We start from the raw sequence: 15,553 nt of genomic DNA, 5'->3' as shown, positions 1-15,553 counted from the left end.
TTCAGCCACAGCTATAAAACTAAGAATTTGCTACTTCAAAGAATTGTTAGCATAATATTCACAATATTCTTTAACTGGGCAAGCAGGACAATTTGGTACTCGTGCTTTGCAGATATACCTACCAAGTAATATCAACCAATGATGAGCGTGTTGTAACCATTTTGCATCAATAATTTCAACTAATTCAAATTCCACTTTTTTGGGAGTATTACTACTTGCCAGCCCCAATCTTTTAGAGACTCTGAATACATGCGTATCAACTGCCATAGTTGGCTTACCAAATAAGCAATTCAATACTACATTAGCAGTTTTTCTGCCAACTCCTGGTAATTTAATTAATTCGTCAAAATTGTTTGGCACTTTGCTATCATACTTATCTATCAAAATACGAGAAAGTGCAACAATATTTTTTGCTTTGGTTATAAATAAACCTATTGATCTTATATAATTTTTTAATCCTTCTTCCCCGAGTTCTAATATTTTTTCCGGTGTATTATATTCTTTAAACAAAAATCTTGTTGCTTTATTAACCGAAATATCAGTTGCTTGTGCGGATAATACCACAGCTATTAATAGAGTGAAATTATTAACATATTCTAGTTCTGTTCGGGGATTAGAATTATTCTGGCTTAAAATTTCAAAGATTTTATCAACTATTTGAGCTTGCATAATATAACATTTAAGAGTAAAAAGAAGTTATAATTTTTATCAGGTTTGAGGATGTTAGAGAATAAAAATTTTGATTTTATAACAAATGAAATTGCTAATAACGATGTTGTGTTGTTTATGAAAGGCACTAGTAATTTTCCTCAATGTAATTTTTCTGCTACCGTTGTTTCTATCTTAAAAAAACTTGGCATAGAATTTCGTGATATTAATATTTTGACCAGTCTTAGCTTACGCGAGGATATCAAATCCTTCACTGATTGGCCTACCATACCACAGCTTTATATAAAAGGAGAATTTATAGGTGGCTGTGATATAGTACGTGAAATGTATGAAAATGGTGATCTTGTTACATTATTAAAAGATAAACATATAATATAATCAGCTTCTCATCAATTGACATATTTATTAGTAACAAAAAGCGTATCTGTACTCTGTTTTTATAAACGAGTACAACGTAATGAACATTGTTCGCACACGAATGCCCCAAAGCACATTAATTCATGATATTTTCAAAAAAACAATCCTTGAAAGACGTAGGCTGTGAAATTATTACACTTTTAAGCAAACTCATAAAATATAGTTTGCATTGAAAACTAATTATGTTATAAAGCGTGTGTTTTAAAAAGAAACATTTTATAACCCCGCCTATTTCTGCATTAATTAAAAAAATTCGAATATAGTTTTTGGTTATTCGATGCATGCATGTAGGATAAACAATATATGATAAATAATGTTAAATTTCATAAAATCCATAATTTCACTAAGACTCATTACTCCACTATTATTAATTACTAGTATATTTAATATGCAAGCTCACGCAGACACTGTAAAAACAAATGAAAATAATCATTATCTCATTACACGTGATTATTACAATAGTTTAATCACCTCTAATTCTCTCCCTATAGCAGAGCTTGGTATGTTGGTAAATATATTGCCCAAGGGTGGTGATATTCATCATCATTTTATCGGTGCTATTTATGCCGAAACTTTATTAGATTATGTTAAGAAGGAAGGCTTTTATATTGATCCTAACAGTTATGAAATTCTTAAAAAACCTACGAAAAAATGTATGACTGTAGATGAGATACGTGCTGATGTACACAAATATAATCAGCTCGTGTCACTTTGGTCAATAGAAAATTTTAACAATCATTATCACAAACAATTATCACCAGATGCCAGATTTTTTGATTGTTTTAACTATTTTGCTTGGTTAGAAAACTATATTATTAAAGATGGTTTGATAGATTTGAAGAATAGGGCAGAAGCAGAAAATGTACAATATGTAGAAACTATATTTCCTTTTGCCCCTATTAGTACAAACGTTGCTTTAGATGAGATTAATAAGTTAACCAGTAATACAGATGATCTTGCTATTAATCAGGTTTTAGCAAAAGCTACGTTATTATTAGAGCAGGATAAAGTTATAAACCAAGCTATTACTCATTGTTCAACAATAGTAACAGATGCCTCGAAAGATATTGACAATGATCACTTTACTCTGCGGTTTCAACCATATGTATTCCGTGAAAGTAAGCCATCTATGGTATTTTCTGGTTTGTATTCAGCCTTTTCTTTAGCACAAAATAATCCTAAAATAGTTGGGGTGAATATAGTCGGTACAGAAAACTCAGTTGTTGCGATCAAAGATTATATACTACATATGAAAATGTTTCGTTTTCTTAAACAAAAATTTCCTAATGTTAAATTATCTTTGCATGCTGGTGAATTAGCATTAGGGCTAGTTCCTCCAGAAGGGCTACGTCATCATATTCGGGATGCCATATTTATAGCCGGGGCAAATCGTATTGGTCACGGAGTAGATATTATGCATGAATCTAATCCTTACCAACTAATAAGCACATTAGTGGAAAAGAATATACCTGTTGAAATTAATTTAAGTAGTAATGAATTTATTTTAGAAGTCGTAGGTGATAATCATCCTATCAAGCTATATATGCGTTATGGGGTGCCAATCGCAATCTGCACTGATGATGCAGGAGTATTACGCAATAATTTAACTCAAGAATATTTATTATTTATTAGTCGTTATAAGCCATCTTATGATCAATTAAAACAAGTCGTCTATAATAGTATTAAATATTCTTTCTTAACTGAAGAGGAAAAGAAAAAACAACTTAATTTGCTTGATAAAAAGTTTATTCTTTTTGAAGAAGATATAGCTCTTCATAGTAAAGCGTTTATGGATATATCCAACAATGCAAAAAAAGAATAATATTTGATAGAAAAGAAAGCAGATGTAGTCATGAATCAACTATATCTAGGCTCTGTGAACAAAATTTAAATTACTAGATTTCGACTCTTTTTAGCTGCAAATTATAAGATTTTTTTGAAATAGAACTAACTATTCCGGCAAAAATCTTATTAATTTTCGCTTAAAAATACTCAAAATCTAAACAATTAGAATTTTGTTCACAGAGCCTAAAAGTTTTCACATTTTTTTTGAATATATCCTCTCTTCAATCTCGTGACGAAAATGACGAATTAAACCTTGAATAGGCCAAGCAGAGGCATCTCCAAGACCGCAAATAGTATGCCCCTCGATCATTTTAGTCACGTCTAACAATTGATCTATTTCTTCTATTTTTGCCTGACCTCGTACTAATCTCATCATAATTCGCCACATCCACCCTGTGCCTTCTCTGCATGGGCTACACTGACCACAAGATTCATGCATGTAGAATTTACTAAGCCTGGCAATAGCGTAAATAATATCCGTAGAATTATCCATAACAATAATTCCACCAGTCCCAAGAGCCGAGCCAGCTAATTTCACACTATCAAAATCCATTGCCAAATCTTCACATAGTGACTTTGGTAACAATGGTACTGACGAACCACCCGGAATAATAGCTTTCAGATTATCCCAACCACCACGTACACCTCCAGCATATTTTTCAATCAGCTCCTTTAAAGGTATGCCCATAGCTTCTTCAACATTACATGGTCTATTTACGTGACCAGAAATACAGTATAGCCCGTTGCACATTGGATGCTTCGTTATAAAATTCACCACGAATATATATATAGCAAGTATGTGCGTTAATAGCAAAACTGGCAAGCAAACAGCCTTCAAGCAATTTGTGCGGCTCATGTCTTAGAATATCACGATCCTTGCATGTACCAGGCTCTGATTCATCAGCATTAACCACTAAATAGCTAGGTTTCGGGTGTTCTTTAGGCATAAACGACCATTTAATACCAGTTGGAAATCCAGCACCGCTCCGTCCTCGCAAACCTGATTTTTTTATTTCATCAATTATCCATTCTCTACCTCTAATAATAAAATCTTTCGTATTATCCCAATCTCCACGTTGCTTGCTACTTATTATATCATATTTTTTCTGCCCACTAAGATTAGAAAAAATTTTATTGCTAGTTTGTAACATAATTTACTCTTAGAATATCTACAAATGAGAGTATAGATGAAGGTAAATAATTGTGAAGAATAAATTTAGGGGTTTTTATCAGGATGGTTTAAAATAATTATTGCTATCCCGAATTGGGGTATTACCTCAGAAAACATTTAACATTATTCTAATAAATACAAAAATAGGAAACAAAATTATTATTTTTTTGCCTTGACTTTTCAGTCCAGTATCCAATTATCGTGCTATTGCTTCAACACAACTACAAAATGGTATAGTCAATTGATGAGAAGTTGGTGACGTTGTCACTGGTTGCTTGCCTATTAGTTATAGGTATCGCTCCATCGCTCCTAGCTCCAAATTCTCCTGAATTGACTATAAAGTGGCGAAATCTTCACCAACTTAAAGTCAACATATCTCGATCTATTCTGAACCCTTTAAAACGCTCTAATACTGACATACCTAGTAGTGATATATCGAGACCACCAGTGCCTATATGAGCTTCAATATTTCTAAAGAAAGCTCTGTTATCAATCACTACACTATCTAATTTCACGGGGGCAGCCGTACTAGTACCATTAGCCGTCGAGTAAATTCTAGTGTAATGTAGTTTTGATAAGTCAAATCCTAGCATTTTAGCATCATTAGTAGTAAGGGCAACATCACTTGCTCCGGTATCAATCATAAATTTAATTTTTACTCCATTTACCAGTACGTCAATGTAAAAATGTCCGTCGCTACTACGGCTAATCACTAATTCTCCTTGTTTATTGACCCAATTATATGATGGTATTAGTACGGATATGACTCGTTGTGTGGTATAATTTAATTCAAATCTGAAAGCGTAACCAATAATTATGATCAAGAAAATTAGCCCCCAGATTAATAGCTGAATAGAGACGATCTTTACCCCCTTTTGATTGAAGAAATTATAAACGATACTGATAATAATCAAAATCATTACAAAGCAAGATATACTCTTCTGGCTACTCCAAGAGAATCCAGGAAATTGTGCATCTACCAATTTACGTATCAAGAAGGTAATGACCGTACTAATACATAAAAGCATTGTTAACTTTATAAGACTCTTATTGCTCACATTAAGTCACCTATATTCTCTAAAAATAATCTTGCTCTATGAGATTTTGGCTTTTCAAAAAATTCTGCGGCTGGCTGATCGGCTAGAACTTGCCCGTGATTCATAAAAATTATCCTATCCGCTATCGCTTTGGCAAATTTGATATGGTGAGTAACAACAATCATCGTCATTTGACTTTTTAATGAAGAGATAATTTCAATAATATCTTTAATATTTTCAGGGTCTAAAGCTGAAGTAGGCTCGTCAAATAACATTACCTCTGGATCCATCATTAAGGCTCGACAAATGGCTACTCGCTGTTTTTGTCCTCCAGATAGATTGATAGGAAAAGCAGTAACTTTTTGTTTTAAACCAAATTGCTCTAATAATTTTTTCGCCTTAGAAATGGCAGTCATCTGCTGCATTTTCAAAATATTAACAGGAGCATATATTAAATTATCCTGAACATTTAAGTGTGGGAAAAGATTAAAAGATTGGAAAACCATACCAATTTTAAGGCAAAGCTTCCTTTTATTCTTTTGAGTTAACTTTTTGTTATCAACAAACACTTGTCCAGTAGTAGGTATTTCTAACGCATTAATAATTCGTAATAAAGTGGATTTACCACTACCAGAAGAACCTATAATCGCTATAGTTTCCTTTTTTTTGAACTCAAGACTAACATCTTTAACAGCATAAATTTTACTATATTTTTTTGAAACCTTATCAACTACTATCATACTAAACTATAAATTTGTAACCATCATATAGAGGTTTTATATTGCTTGGCAATATTTTTGATATCTCGTGATAATCAATAAAATGATTCATATTAGTTAATAATATTTGTTGCGGTTTGTATTCATATTCCCACTGGAGGATTTTATCTAATCCTGCATGGCAATCATTAGATTCGTATGCCATACAATCTAATATCCACACTTTGATATTTCTTAAGAATGATTTGGACTCTGCCGGAAAATCTGCCACATCACTAGAATATACAAAATCATCTACTCTAATACCTAAACTATCTATAGGACCATGATGCTGTCTAAAAAATTGTACCTCTATGGTGTTAATTTTAAATTTTGCGAAAAAATCTACCGGTCTTGCAATCAGTCTATCCGGAGCAAACAAGTGTTGGTGACGATTCTCAGTTCTCAATGCTGTAGCATTATCAGTAAAAATTTCTAAAGGTCTTTTCTGAAAGAATGGAAATACACGTAGATCATCAATACCGTTAACATGATCTGCATGATAATGGGTTAATATGGCACTGCCCACTTTTTTAATCTTTTCTCGTAGTAACTGCTCCTTAATGTCGAAACCAAAATCAACAAGAATTTGACTATTACCATCATCCATATATATTGATGATCTAGTTCTTTTATTGTGACTTGAAGTCGAGGTGCATGTACTACAATCACAATTAATTATCGGTAGACCAAGTGATGAACCACATCCGAGTACTGTTATTTCTAGCATAATATTATTTACTTAAATCAAATAAAATTGAAATTGAAAATGTTTGAACTTTTATATAATTTCCAAGGTCTTAATCAAGAGATATTCTTGTGGATCAATAGAATAACTAACCACTTTAGCATAATAGCTTATATTCTACAAATCATCTCTTATTGTTTTAATATTATCAACTTTACTATCGTTTATTTGATATATTGCGTATATTTTTACATTCAGATAAAAAAGATTCAAGATTTTAATCATCGTCAGAGCAAATTTTGGGCTATATATAATAAAATGGTAATGATTGGTATAATTTATACGATATTCGGTTGTATTTATGCTCTACTTAAGTTTTCGGTTAATCTACCTAGACCATTTTGCTCATTGCCTATTAACAGTTTTGTAACAATTGCTAATATTGAACTTGAAAGATGTTTGTCTAGTTTTCCAAGCAGTCATTCTGGGTTAGCATTATTGGTTGCCTACTGTATTTGGTCATATATAACAATGAGACAAAAAATTATAACCATTTTGATTGTTATTTTAGTGGCGATATCACGTATTACTTTTGCTATGCACTACCCAGCTGATATTATTTATAGTTTCCTTATCACCATAATAATTATCATACTTGGCAGAATAGTTTTTAGAATTTTTGCCAATAACTTAATAAAATGGCTAGGAGGTTGCCTGCAATAACTAATTAATTTAATCTTTCATTGATCTACCTAATTTTTATTTTGAATAAATGCAACTTTGTTTTATAATGATATTATCCTAAAAACTCTCATATAGCTTTAATTTTATGCAAAATGTAGAAATTATTGAGACTATCTCTACATCAATATCATGTTCTGGCAGAGAGTCGCCTTATGATCATCCAAGAATTTATTTGGAAATTGATTCAGCCAAGGGTTCTATTATGTGTCCTTATTGTAGTAAAAAATTTGTGTTAATTAAGTAATGAAGATAAAACTCCTATCAGATAGTACTATAAATCGTATCGCTGCTGGAGAGGTAATTGAACGACCAGCTTCGGTGGTAAAAGAACTAGTTGAGAATGCTATTGATGCAGCTAGCACTAAGATAGATATAATGCTTGAACAAGCAGGGAAAAATCTTATTGTTATTTCTGATAATGGAGTAGGTATGTCTGAGGATGACCTAAATATTGCCGTAGAGCGTCATACTACTTCTAAACTTGATGAGCTAGATTTGTTAAATATTCACACTTTTGGCTTTCGCGGAGAGGCATTACCTTCTATAGGATCTGTAAGTAAGATGCTGATTACTTCAAAGGCACGTGGAGCTGATAGAGCATATCAGATGCAAATTAGTGGTGGGAATAATAAAGGAAGCAAGCCTACCATTCATAACGAAGGTACTAAGATTGAAATACGAGATTTATTCTTTGCTACTCCTGCAAGATTAAAGTTCTTAAGATCTGATAAAACCGAATTTGCAGCTTCAGTAGATGTAATAAAGAAAATTGCATTAGCTCATCCTAAAATCAGTATTAATTTATCTCATGATGGTAAAAATATCCTAAAAGTAAAAGGGCAAGATGGTAATTTTGACGAAATTCTAAAGCAAAGAATAATTGATATAGTAGGTTATGATTTTATTGAAAATTCGGTTCATATTAATCTACAAAGACCAGAAATTTCAGTATATGGCTTTACTAGTATTCCTACCTTTAATAGAGCTTCTGCTGAGGATCAGTTTTTATTTGTTAATAACAGACCAGTCAAGGATAAATTACTACAAATCGCTTTAAGAGTAGCATATCAGGATTACTTAGCTCGGGATAGACACCCAGTTTCAGTTCTGTTTCTACAGATAGATCCCCAAATGCTTGACGTTAATGTTCATCCTGCCAAAACAGAAGTAAGGTTTCACGATCCAAATACCATACGAGGATTGCTGATAAGCTCTATCAAGGATGCCCTTACCACTAAAAGTCATATGGTTTCAACGAATATTGCCACAACTGCCTTAGGTCTTTTTCGAAATACGGCAACTACTAATAGTGCTGTTAAAACAAATATACCATGGCAAAAAAGTCCTAGCTCTTCAAAAAAAATATATCAGGATAATTTAAGCCCACATAATTTAAACGTATCTGATAATAGCAGTATTTATCGAGTCCAGAATTTAACTCTCCCTAAATCCAACCAAAATAGTTCTAATATTCAACAGCCATTAATAAAGACTGAACCTCATGCTAAAGTAGAGGTAGTAGAGGACTCTATAGTCAATTCAGGAGAGTTGGATAACAGGAGCGATGGAGCAACGCCTATAAGTAATAGGCGAGCATTGAGCGACGACGTCACCAACTTCTCACTAACTGATTGTACTCATACTGATCACAAAAATGTGTCACTCGGAGCGGCAAGAGCACAATTGCACGGTACTTATATAATATCACAAACAGCAGATAGTATTGTTATCGTAGATCAACATGCAGCCCATGAACGTTTGGGATACGAAAAAATTAAACAGACGATAAGTAATAATGGATTAATTAAGCAGAGATTACTGATACCTGAGATAGTAGAATTACCAGATGTCAAAAGAGCCGATTTATTATATAATAAGAAGGTAGATCTTTCTAAATTAGGTTTAAGCATAGAAAAATTTGGCGAGCGATCCATCATTGTATCAGAGGCTCCAAGCCTATTAGGAGATATCAATATAAGCCAACTTATTCAAGACTTAGCAGATAATTTATCTGATCTTGGCGAAAGTATTTCCTTGATTCAATTGATTGAACATGTTACAGAAACATATGCATGTCATTATTCTATCAGAGCAGGTCGTAAATTATCTTCTGAAGAAATGAATGAATTGTTAAGGCAAATGGAGAAAACTCCTTTTTCAGGTCAATGTAATCATGGTAGACCAACTTACATTGAACTCAAACTCAAAGATATTGAGCGATTATTTGGACGTACATAATTGATATAGTCAATTGTAAAGAAAATAGTTTATCATGTTTTTAATGGAAATCGTAGTTTTCTATAATTTTCTGTTTTTAAATCAAGCATCGAATCGCTTCAAAGCTTAGGATCGATAATATTTACAGCCAATTGCTAATTGTCTAGCAATTGGCAATTGAGGTTAATATAATGTTTAACTATAATAATATATTTGATAATCACATAACTAGAATTAAACAAGAAGGCAGATACCGTGAATTTGTTCCTGTTCAAAGGCAGGCAGATAATTTCCCGTCCGCTTGGTATGTTGATAAAGAAATTGTCATGTGGTGTATCAATGATTATCTTGGAATGAGTAAGCACCCAGATGTCACCAAAGCTGCTCTAGAGGCTACAGCAAAATATGGCATTGGTTCTGGCGGTACAAGAAATATAGGTGGCAATAATAGCTGCATAATAGAATTAGAGCAAGAATTAGCAACCCTACATAATAAAGAATCAGCTTTAGTCTTCACTTCCGGTTATGTTGCCAATGATACCACCCTTGCAACACTAGCAAAAATAATGCCTAATATAGTTTTTTTCTCAGATGAGTTAAATCACGCTTCTATTATTTCTGGTATATGTAACTCAAAAGCTGAAAAACATATTTATCGACATATTGATGTTCAACATCTTGAAGAACTACTTAAAAAGGTAGATATTAATAGACCAAAGATTATTGTTTTTGAATCCGCTTATTCTATGGACGGATTATTTTCTCCAATAGAAAAAATAGTGAATTTAGCTAAAAAATATAATGCTTTAACTTTTATTGACGAAGTACATACAGTGGGTCTATATGGCAAGCATGGTGCTGGTATTGCCGATCTTCAAGGTTGTGCTGATAAAATTAATATTGTCCAGGGAACCCTTGGCAAGGCTTATGGTGTTATTGGTGGTTATATTGCAGCGGATCGTCAGATTATAGATTCTATAAGACTTACGGCTCCAGGTTTTATATTCACCACCTCTTTACCGCCAATTATCGCTTCGGCAGCAACTAAAAGTATTCATCATTTAAAAAATTCTAATATAGAAAGGGAAACTTACCAAAAGGTAATAGCCAAGGTAAAAAAATCTTTTGATCAAGCTAAAGTGAATTATTTTAAAAATGATAGCCATATTATACCAATAATTATTGGCGACCCAATTAAAGCCAAACAAGCCTCTAATATGTTGTTGAATGACTATAATATTTATGTTCAGCATATCAACTTTCCAACAGTACCACGTGGCACAGAACGCTTAAGAATCATTCCAACACCCAACCATACCGATCAAATGATTCAGGATCTTACCAAAGCTCTTGTTGAAATTCTTAGTGTACTGGATATATCGCCATCCATCAATTCCCATTCTATAATAAAATTACCTCTATACCCCGCAGCGTAGATATGGGACTGTTGAAAGAAGAGATAGGTATGGTATAATGGTTAAAAAGAAAAAAAGAGAGTTGTAGAATGTCTTCGAATCAAATGACGATGGTATGTCTAAATCAGTTAGTTAACGCAAATCATCAATATCGTAAATTTAAAGAATTAAAAACTATTGAATCCAAAGCTAATTATAAAGGTTATGGCATTTTGCGTCTTTTTAAATGCTTACTGTTACAATTTATCGATGGATAGTTTTGCTGTGGCTAGCTGGGGGAATATTCCATTAATCGAGATTCGCCTATAGAGACTCTACTACTGTTGGTGATTTGTATGTCGAGCCGATACAAGGCACAGCAAATGTTTTTATAAGAAAGCATTTGTGATTGGAAGAACATAATATTATACTTTTATATGACCATAATATATAGTAGATGATGTTAAAAATAACCATAGTTCTTTTGTTATAACCAAAAGAAAATTGCCTATAGCTAAAATTGTTCCTTTAGATTCAAATAAAGTTGATACTAATAAAAATTACTTTGGTTGCATGAAAGGAACAGTAAAAATAAAAGATGATATTATAAACTGTAACTTAGAACATGATTGGAAAGTTATCAATGACCAATGATCCAATGATTAATTTGGAAAGACTGACTTTAGATACTCATATTCTAATATGGTATACTGAAGGTATAAACCTATCAAAGGAACAAGTTAAAATACTCAAAATCTAAACAATTAAAATTTTGTTCACAGAGCCTAGAAAATATACGCCTAAAATGTTTGATTTTACCAAAGAAACATTCAATTAAATGGCGTTCTTTATAAATATGTTTATCATATTCACGTTGTACTTTACTATTAGATTTTGGTGTATAACAACCTCACATCCCTTATTTGCTAAGCTTTCTACAAACTTACTACTATCATATCCTTTATCGGCTATCACCGTCGTATTCTGAACATCTTTAGTAAGATTTTCAGCCTGAGTGATATCATTTCTTTTCCCAGCAGTTATTATAAACTTCAGTGGCATCAACGAGGGCATGAATTTTAGTATTAAAACCACCTTTGCTTCTACCTAAATTCTTGTTGTGTATAGCTTTTTTTTCTTAAAAAATGATAAAATTGCTTTCCACGCTTGCTCTTCTATGTAATACTTCATATTGGTAGTTCCTTGATTTCGATCACTAAAACTACCATTTCTTCTTACTATTGCAATTTCTTTATTCTCCTCTGATAACTTAACAAAAAATTTTGTCAACAGAGCTTAGGAAGGCTAGCTATATAATTTCACTAATTCTGCTTTTTTGGTTAAGGATTCTATGCCATTTAAGTCAGTAGCAGTTACCCATAGTTGTAATCCTAATTCTAGGAAAAGATCAATTAAATATTCTCGCCTTTTCTTGTCAAGATGGACAAAAACCTCATCTAACAGTAAAATAGGCATAGCGATATTTTCTTTAATAGAATAATTAACTTGGGCAAGTATTATTGCAATGAGCATAGCCTTCTGTTCACCGGTAGAGCAGTGTTTAGCTGGGGCATTTTTTTCTTTATTAATAACTATAAAATCACTTTTATGAACTCCAAAATTAGTACGATTAGACATTCTATCACGAATACGACAGCCCACTAATTCATTTTTTATAAAATCTACATCTATATCATAATTTTTTGATATTTTTTCTTCTATAACCCCATTAATTGATAAAACAGCTTTAGGGAACTCATTATCCAAATCATCAATGGTTTTTTGAATATGCTCTAAAATTTTTAACCTATTAACAGCAATTTGAATTGATAATTCTGCCATTTTCTCTTCAATTACTCCAAGCCAATTTGTATCAACTTGATCTTGTAATAGGATTTTACTGCGTTCATGCATATAATATTCATATTTAGTCACTATCCCTGCATGAGATGGATTAAAATTATACACAATCCTGTCAAAGAATTTACGTCTATCACTAACACCAGAAGAGAAAATACCATCCATTTGGGGAGTAAGCCAAATCATAGCAGAGAACTTGCTCAATTCATTATTTTGTATTTTAGCACCGTTAAATTCTGTAAGTCGCCTATTAGATTGACGTTTTAAATTTGTTGAAATTTCAACTAGTCCAAGTTTACTGTGTAGTAGCCCATAAGCCGAACAATGATCTGCCCCTCTTTGACAAACATCATCTAATTTTGCTGATCTCAAACCTTTACCAGGAGAAAATAGTGATATTGATTCTAGGATGTTAGTTTTACCACTACCATTTTCTCCTATTAATATAACAGGGTTATTACCAGTATTAATCTCTAAATCCTGAAAATTACGGTAATTCAGTAGCTTTAATTTTTGTAAGTAAATATTATTAATCAATAAATTGTCTTCCCACCACTTTTAAAATTTTGATGAGCCTTGTTTAATTTTTTAAGAAATTCTGGAGAATATGATTTAATATCACTTTTTGCTCCACCTTCATATTGTGTAGCTAAATCCATCCCGCCTTTAATCATATTATAAGCAAAATTTTCTTTCTTTGTTTCTCCAGCTATTCTTTTAGGATTCATAAATTTATAAACTTGGTATAAAGCAAAATTTTTAACTAAATGCCTTGCTTCCAATCTAGATTGACGACTTATACCATGTAGATTGTCTTTTGATTTTATCAAGCCGCGGTTAGCTTCTTTTACCAATTGTGAATGTTGTTGCATCAAATAACTACTTACTTCCGTAACATTCTTACTGATAAGTTGTTCATCAACTTTAAGATTTAATTTCTTGTTATTAAGTTTACCTAAATATTTTTGTATTAATATGATAATCTGCGTCTGTAATTTTGTTAGATCCATTGTTTGTTCGTTAAGACAAGCTAATATTTGTTCTATCTCTTGCTCGAAAGCGTCGTTTGCACTTAACTCATTGAAAATTTCCATTGCCTCATCGGATCCAAGTTCATCATCATTAGTGATACCTGCCAATGCATCCTTAATTTGGTCTGCTAATTTTCTAGAATCTTGCGGTTTTTTGTTATCTGTTTCCATTTGTTAGCCTCCTATTTACCAATTACTCAAACTAAGCAAATCCAGGAAAAGGATTAGAATTACTTTAGTTATTGCAGGCAGCCTCCTGCCTGCTAGCTAATCATTCTTGAGTAGTAAAGTGTCCTCTATAAGTTCTATATAACATAATCCCTCGACGCTCTTCAATTATAGTTTTGCATAATAAGGCTGAGTCAATAGCTTTTTGTCTTTTAGTAAATTTGTATTCTTTTTCTGAACATAACTCACTTATACTAATATTCTGCCAAACAAGTCCATCAAAAATTTTTGCTTTAATATAACCGCTTGACTTTAAATTCTCATAATCCCCTTTATTAAGGCTTAATGCATCGTCATTTAACAAAAGCTTAACATCCCCAACATATGAATTTACTATATGATCAACATATTTAATATAGACCTTACCGGTTAGTTCTATCATGCTAGGTATCATAATCTTCTATCTTGGTTTCTGAGATGGCTCAATAGACCTCTTGCATAACCTAAAGATAATTGAGGAATTTTTAGGAAAAACGAAGTCGAGTACCGCAGCGTACTAAGATGTACGTGAGGAACGGAGACGAGTTTTGACAACAAAATTACCAATTAGATTAGGTTATGCAAGAGGTCTAATAACTTCTCCTTAAAAATGATGTAATATTGGATCTTGTTCATCATATTCTTTTAACATATAACCACGCCCCCATACTGTATCAATGTAGTTTGTACCACCAGCAGCATCAGCTAATTTCCTACGTAATTTGCAAACAAATACATCTATAATCTTAATCTCTGGTTCATCAACACTACTATACAGATGATCTAAGAACATCTCCTTATTCAATACTGTTCCCCTACGTAAGACTAATAATTCTAAAATAGCATATTCCTTATTTGTTAAATGAACCTTTTTGCCATCAACTTCTACAATTCTGGTATCAAGATGAATACTTACCTTGTCAAACCTAACCACTGACTCAGAATGTCCTTTAGAACGACGAACAATTGCATAAATACGAGCAATTAACTCTTCGCGATTAAATGGCTTGGTAATATAATCATCTGCTCCACACGTAAGACCTTTAATTTTTTGATCAACTGTAGTAATACCCGATAAAATCAATATGGGTGTTTTTACTTTAGCAGAACGTAATCTCAGCAGAACTTCAAATCCACTAATATCCGGCAGCATAAGATCTAAGATAATTAAATCATAATTGTAAACTTTTGCTATTTCTATTCCTTCTGTACCAAACTCCACCACTTCACAAATAATTCCTTCTGAAGCTAAGGTTAATTCAATAGAACTAGCTATATCACTATTATCTTCTACTAACAATACCCTCATTGCATCTTTCTCCTTAACAAATTTTTTTAGTAAATTATTCTTTTTGTTACACGCTATGTTCTCATTTTATCTTTATAAGAGCAAGTAATTTTATAAAATAAGTTTCAAATATATTAGGTTGTTGTAAACATTCTTCTTTAAAATAGGTGATTTTATCCTCGAATCCTTAACAATCATCTAGCATACTGAAATCCTAGTAGGCGAAA

The 15,553-nt window shown here is 32.3% G+C and carries 16 protein-coding genes and 2 pseudogenes; 7 read left to right on the top strand and 11 right to left on the bottom strand.

Annotation, left to right across the window (positions count from 1 at the left end; all coding sequences use genetic code 11):
* Positions 1–30 precede the first annotated feature (30 nt).
* On the bottom strand, positions 31–669 hold the full coding sequence (nth, locus tag AAGD42_RS02265; protein WP_341753100.1) for an endonuclease III: 639 nt from the start codon (positions 667–669) through the stop codon (positions 31–33).
* Between the two features lie 51 nt (positions 670–720).
* Between nth and grxD the strand changes: the two genes are divergently transcribed.
* Both grxD and AAGD42_RS02255 read left to right on the top strand, forming a co-directional pair.
* Entirely contained in the window at positions 721–1,047 is a 327-nt protein-coding gene (gene grxD / locus AAGD42_RS02260) for a Grx4 family monothiol glutaredoxin (protein ID WP_250312012.1), read from the top strand.
* A 427-nt stretch (positions 1,048–1,474) separates the two neighbouring features.
* Positions 1,475–2,908: a hypothetical protein gene (locus tag AAGD42_RS02255; RefSeq protein ID WP_341753099.1), complete on the top strand. Its 1,434-nt coding sequence runs from the start codon at positions 1,475–1,477 to the stop codon at positions 2,906–2,908.
* Positions 2,909–3,124: 216 nt separating this feature from the next.
* Here AAGD42_RS02255 and AAGD42_RS02250 read toward each other — a convergent pair.
* The 4 genes and pseudogenes from AAGD42_RS02250 to AAGD42_RS02230 all read right to left on the bottom strand — a co-directional run bounded on the left by AAGD42_RS02250 (position 3,125) and on the right by AAGD42_RS02230 (position 6,627).
* Positions 3,125–4,082: pseudogene (locus AAGD42_RS02250) on the bottom strand (NADH-ubiquinone oxidoreductase-F iron-sulfur binding region domain-containing protein).
* Between the two features lie 373 nt (positions 4,083–4,455).
* The gene (locus AAGD42_RS02240) at positions 4,456–5,130 is read right to left on the bottom strand and encodes a TIGR02281 family clan AA aspartic protease (protein WP_341753098.1); all 675 of its coding nucleotides are present in this window, start codon (positions 5,128–5,130) and stop codon (positions 4,456–4,458) included.
* Between the two features lie 26 nt (positions 5,131–5,156).
* Positions 5,157–5,879, bottom strand: a complete 723-nt coding sequence (locus tag AAGD42_RS02235) for an amino acid ABC transporter ATP-binding protein (RefSeq protein WP_250310551.1) — start codon at positions 5,877–5,879, stop codon at positions 5,157–5,159.
* Between the two features lies 1 nt (position 5,880).
* Positions 5,881–6,627: an MBL fold metallo-hydrolase gene (locus AAGD42_RS02230; protein WP_341753097.1), complete on the bottom strand. Its 747-nt coding sequence runs from the start codon at positions 6,625–6,627 to the stop codon at positions 5,881–5,883.
* Between the two features lie 39 nt (positions 6,628–6,666).
* Between AAGD42_RS02230 and AAGD42_RS02225 the strand changes: the two genes are divergently transcribed.
* The 5 genes from AAGD42_RS02225 (at position 6,667) to AAGD42_RS02205 (ending at position 11,594) form a co-directional block, all read left to right on the top strand.
* Positions 6,667–7,308, top strand: a complete 642-nt coding sequence (locus tag AAGD42_RS02225; RefSeq protein ID WP_341753096.1) for a phosphatase PAP2 family protein — start codon at positions 6,667–6,669, stop codon at positions 7,306–7,308.
* Positions 7,309–7,414: 106 nt separating this feature from the next.
* Complete coding sequence (locus AAGD42_RS02220; RefSeq protein ID WP_341750129.1) at positions 7,415–7,573, top strand: zinc-finger domain-containing protein; 159 nt, start codon at positions 7,415–7,417, stop codon at positions 7,571–7,573.
* Positions 7,573–9,567: a DNA mismatch repair endonuclease MutL gene (gene mutL / locus AAGD42_RS02215; RefSeq protein ID WP_341753095.1), complete on the top strand. Its 1,995-nt coding sequence runs from the start codon at positions 7,573–7,575 to the stop codon at positions 9,565–9,567. Before AAGD42_RS02220 ends, mutL begins: the two co-directional genes overlap by 1 nt.
* A gap of 170 nt (positions 9,568–9,737) precedes the next feature.
* On the top strand, positions 9,738–10,982 hold the full coding sequence (gene hemA / locus AAGD42_RS02210; RefSeq protein WP_341753094.1) for a 5-aminolevulinate synthase: 1,245 nt from the start codon (positions 9,738–9,740) through the stop codon (positions 10,980–10,982).
* A 462-nt stretch (positions 10,983–11,444) separates the two neighbouring features.
* The gene (locus AAGD42_RS02205) at positions 11,445–11,594 is read left to right on the top strand and encodes a hypothetical protein (RefSeq protein ID WP_341753093.1); all 150 of its coding nucleotides are present in this window, start codon (positions 11,445–11,447) and stop codon (positions 11,592–11,594) included.
* A 130-nt stretch (positions 11,595–11,724) separates the two neighbouring features.
* On the opposite strand, the pseudogene AAGD42_RS02200 reads toward AAGD42_RS02205, so the two are convergent.
* The 6 genes and pseudogenes from AAGD42_RS02200 to ctrA form a co-directional block, all read right to left on the bottom strand.
* Positions 11,725–12,051 (bottom strand): annotated as a pseudogene (locus tag AAGD42_RS02200) (transposase); the annotation flags it as partial.
* Complete coding sequence (locus tag AAGD42_RS02195; RefSeq protein ID WP_341750138.1) at positions 12,048–12,230, bottom strand: hypothetical protein; 183 nt, start codon at positions 12,228–12,230, stop codon at positions 12,048–12,050. The pseudogene AAGD42_RS02200 and the gene AAGD42_RS02195, both read right to left, overlap by 4 nt.
* Before the next feature lie 15 nt (positions 12,231–12,245).
* The gene (gene recF, locus AAGD42_RS02190) at positions 12,246–13,334 is read right to left on the bottom strand and encodes a DNA replication/repair protein RecF (RefSeq protein WP_341753369.1); all 1,089 of its coding nucleotides are present in this window, start codon (positions 13,332–13,334) and stop codon (positions 12,246–12,248) included.
* Complete coding sequence (locus AAGD42_RS02185) at positions 13,334–14,002, bottom strand: DUF5394 family protein (protein ID WP_341753092.1); 669 nt, start codon at positions 14,000–14,002, stop codon at positions 13,334–13,336. Before AAGD42_RS02185 ends, recF begins: the two co-directional genes overlap by 1 nt.
* Before the next feature lie 100 nt (positions 14,003–14,102).
* Positions 14,103–14,453, bottom strand: coding sequence for a hypothetical protein (locus AAGD42_RS02180; RefSeq protein ID WP_341753091.1), 351 nt, complete (start codon positions 14,451–14,453; stop codon positions 14,103–14,105).
* Between the two features lie 189 nt (positions 14,454–14,642).
* Complete coding sequence (gene ctrA / locus AAGD42_RS02175; protein ID WP_341753090.1) at positions 14,643–15,347, bottom strand: response regulator transcription factor CtrA; 705 nt, start codon at positions 15,345–15,347, stop codon at positions 14,643–14,645.
* Positions 15,348–15,553: the final 206 nt, after the last annotated feature.

The organism is Candidatus Tisiphia endosymbiont of Dioctria linearis (genome assembly GCF_964026545.1).
Taxonomy (GTDB): Bacteria; Pseudomonadota; Alphaproteobacteria; order Rickettsiales; family Rickettsiaceae; genus Tisiphia.
The sequence above is the reverse complement of the archived record's forward strand: the minus strand, read 5'-3'. Positions and strand labels throughout refer to the sequence as shown.

What these genes read in the sequence shown, in the direction of transcription:
- nth (WP_341753100.1), bottom strand. Translation starts at nt 669, where the DNA reads ATGCAAGCTCAAATAGTTGATAAAATCTTTGAAATTTTAAGCCAGAAT.
- grxD (WP_250312012.1), top strand. Translation starts at nt 721, where the DNA reads ATGTTAGAGAATAAAAATTTTGATTTTATAACAAATGAAATTGCTAAT.
- AAGD42_RS02255 (WP_341753099.1), top strand. Translation starts at nt 1,475, where the DNA reads ATGCAAGCTCACGCAGACACTGTAAAAACAAATGAAAATAATCATTAT.
- AAGD42_RS02240 (WP_341753098.1), bottom strand. Translation starts at nt 5,130, where the DNA reads ATGCTTTTATGTATTAGTACGGTCATTACCTTCTTGATACGTAAATTG.
- AAGD42_RS02235 (WP_250310551.1), bottom strand. Translation starts at nt 5,879, where the DNA reads ATGATAGTAGTTGATAAGGTTTCAAAAAAATATAGTAAAATTTATGCT.
- AAGD42_RS02230 (WP_341753097.1), bottom strand. Translation starts at nt 6,627, where the DNA reads ATGCTAGAAATAACAGTACTCGGATGTGGTTCATCACTTGGTCTACCG.
- AAGD42_RS02225 (WP_341753096.1), top strand. Translation starts at nt 6,667, where the DNA reads ATGTTTGAACTTTTATATAATTTCCAAGGTCTTAATCAAGAGATATTC.
- AAGD42_RS02220 (WP_341750129.1), top strand. Translation starts at nt 7,415, where the DNA reads ATGCAAAATGTAGAAATTATTGAGACTATCTCTACATCAATATCATGT.
- mutL (WP_341753095.1), top strand. Translation starts at nt 7,573, where the DNA reads ATGAAGATAAAACTCCTATCAGATAGTACTATAAATCGTATCGCTGCT.
- hemA (WP_341753094.1), top strand. Translation starts at nt 9,738, where the DNA reads ATGTTTAACTATAATAATATATTTGATAATCACATAACTAGAATTAAA.
- AAGD42_RS02185 (WP_341753092.1), bottom strand. Translation starts at nt 14,002, where the DNA reads ATGGAAACAGATAACAAAAAACCGCAAGATTCTAGAAAATTAGCAGAC.
- AAGD42_RS02180 (WP_341753091.1), bottom strand. Translation starts at nt 14,453, where the DNA reads ATGATACCTAGCATGATAGAACTAACCGGTAAGGTCTATATTAAATAT.
- ctrA (WP_341753090.1), bottom strand. Translation starts at nt 15,347, where the DNA reads ATGAGGGTATTGTTAGTAGAAGATAATAGTGATATAGCTAGTTCTATT.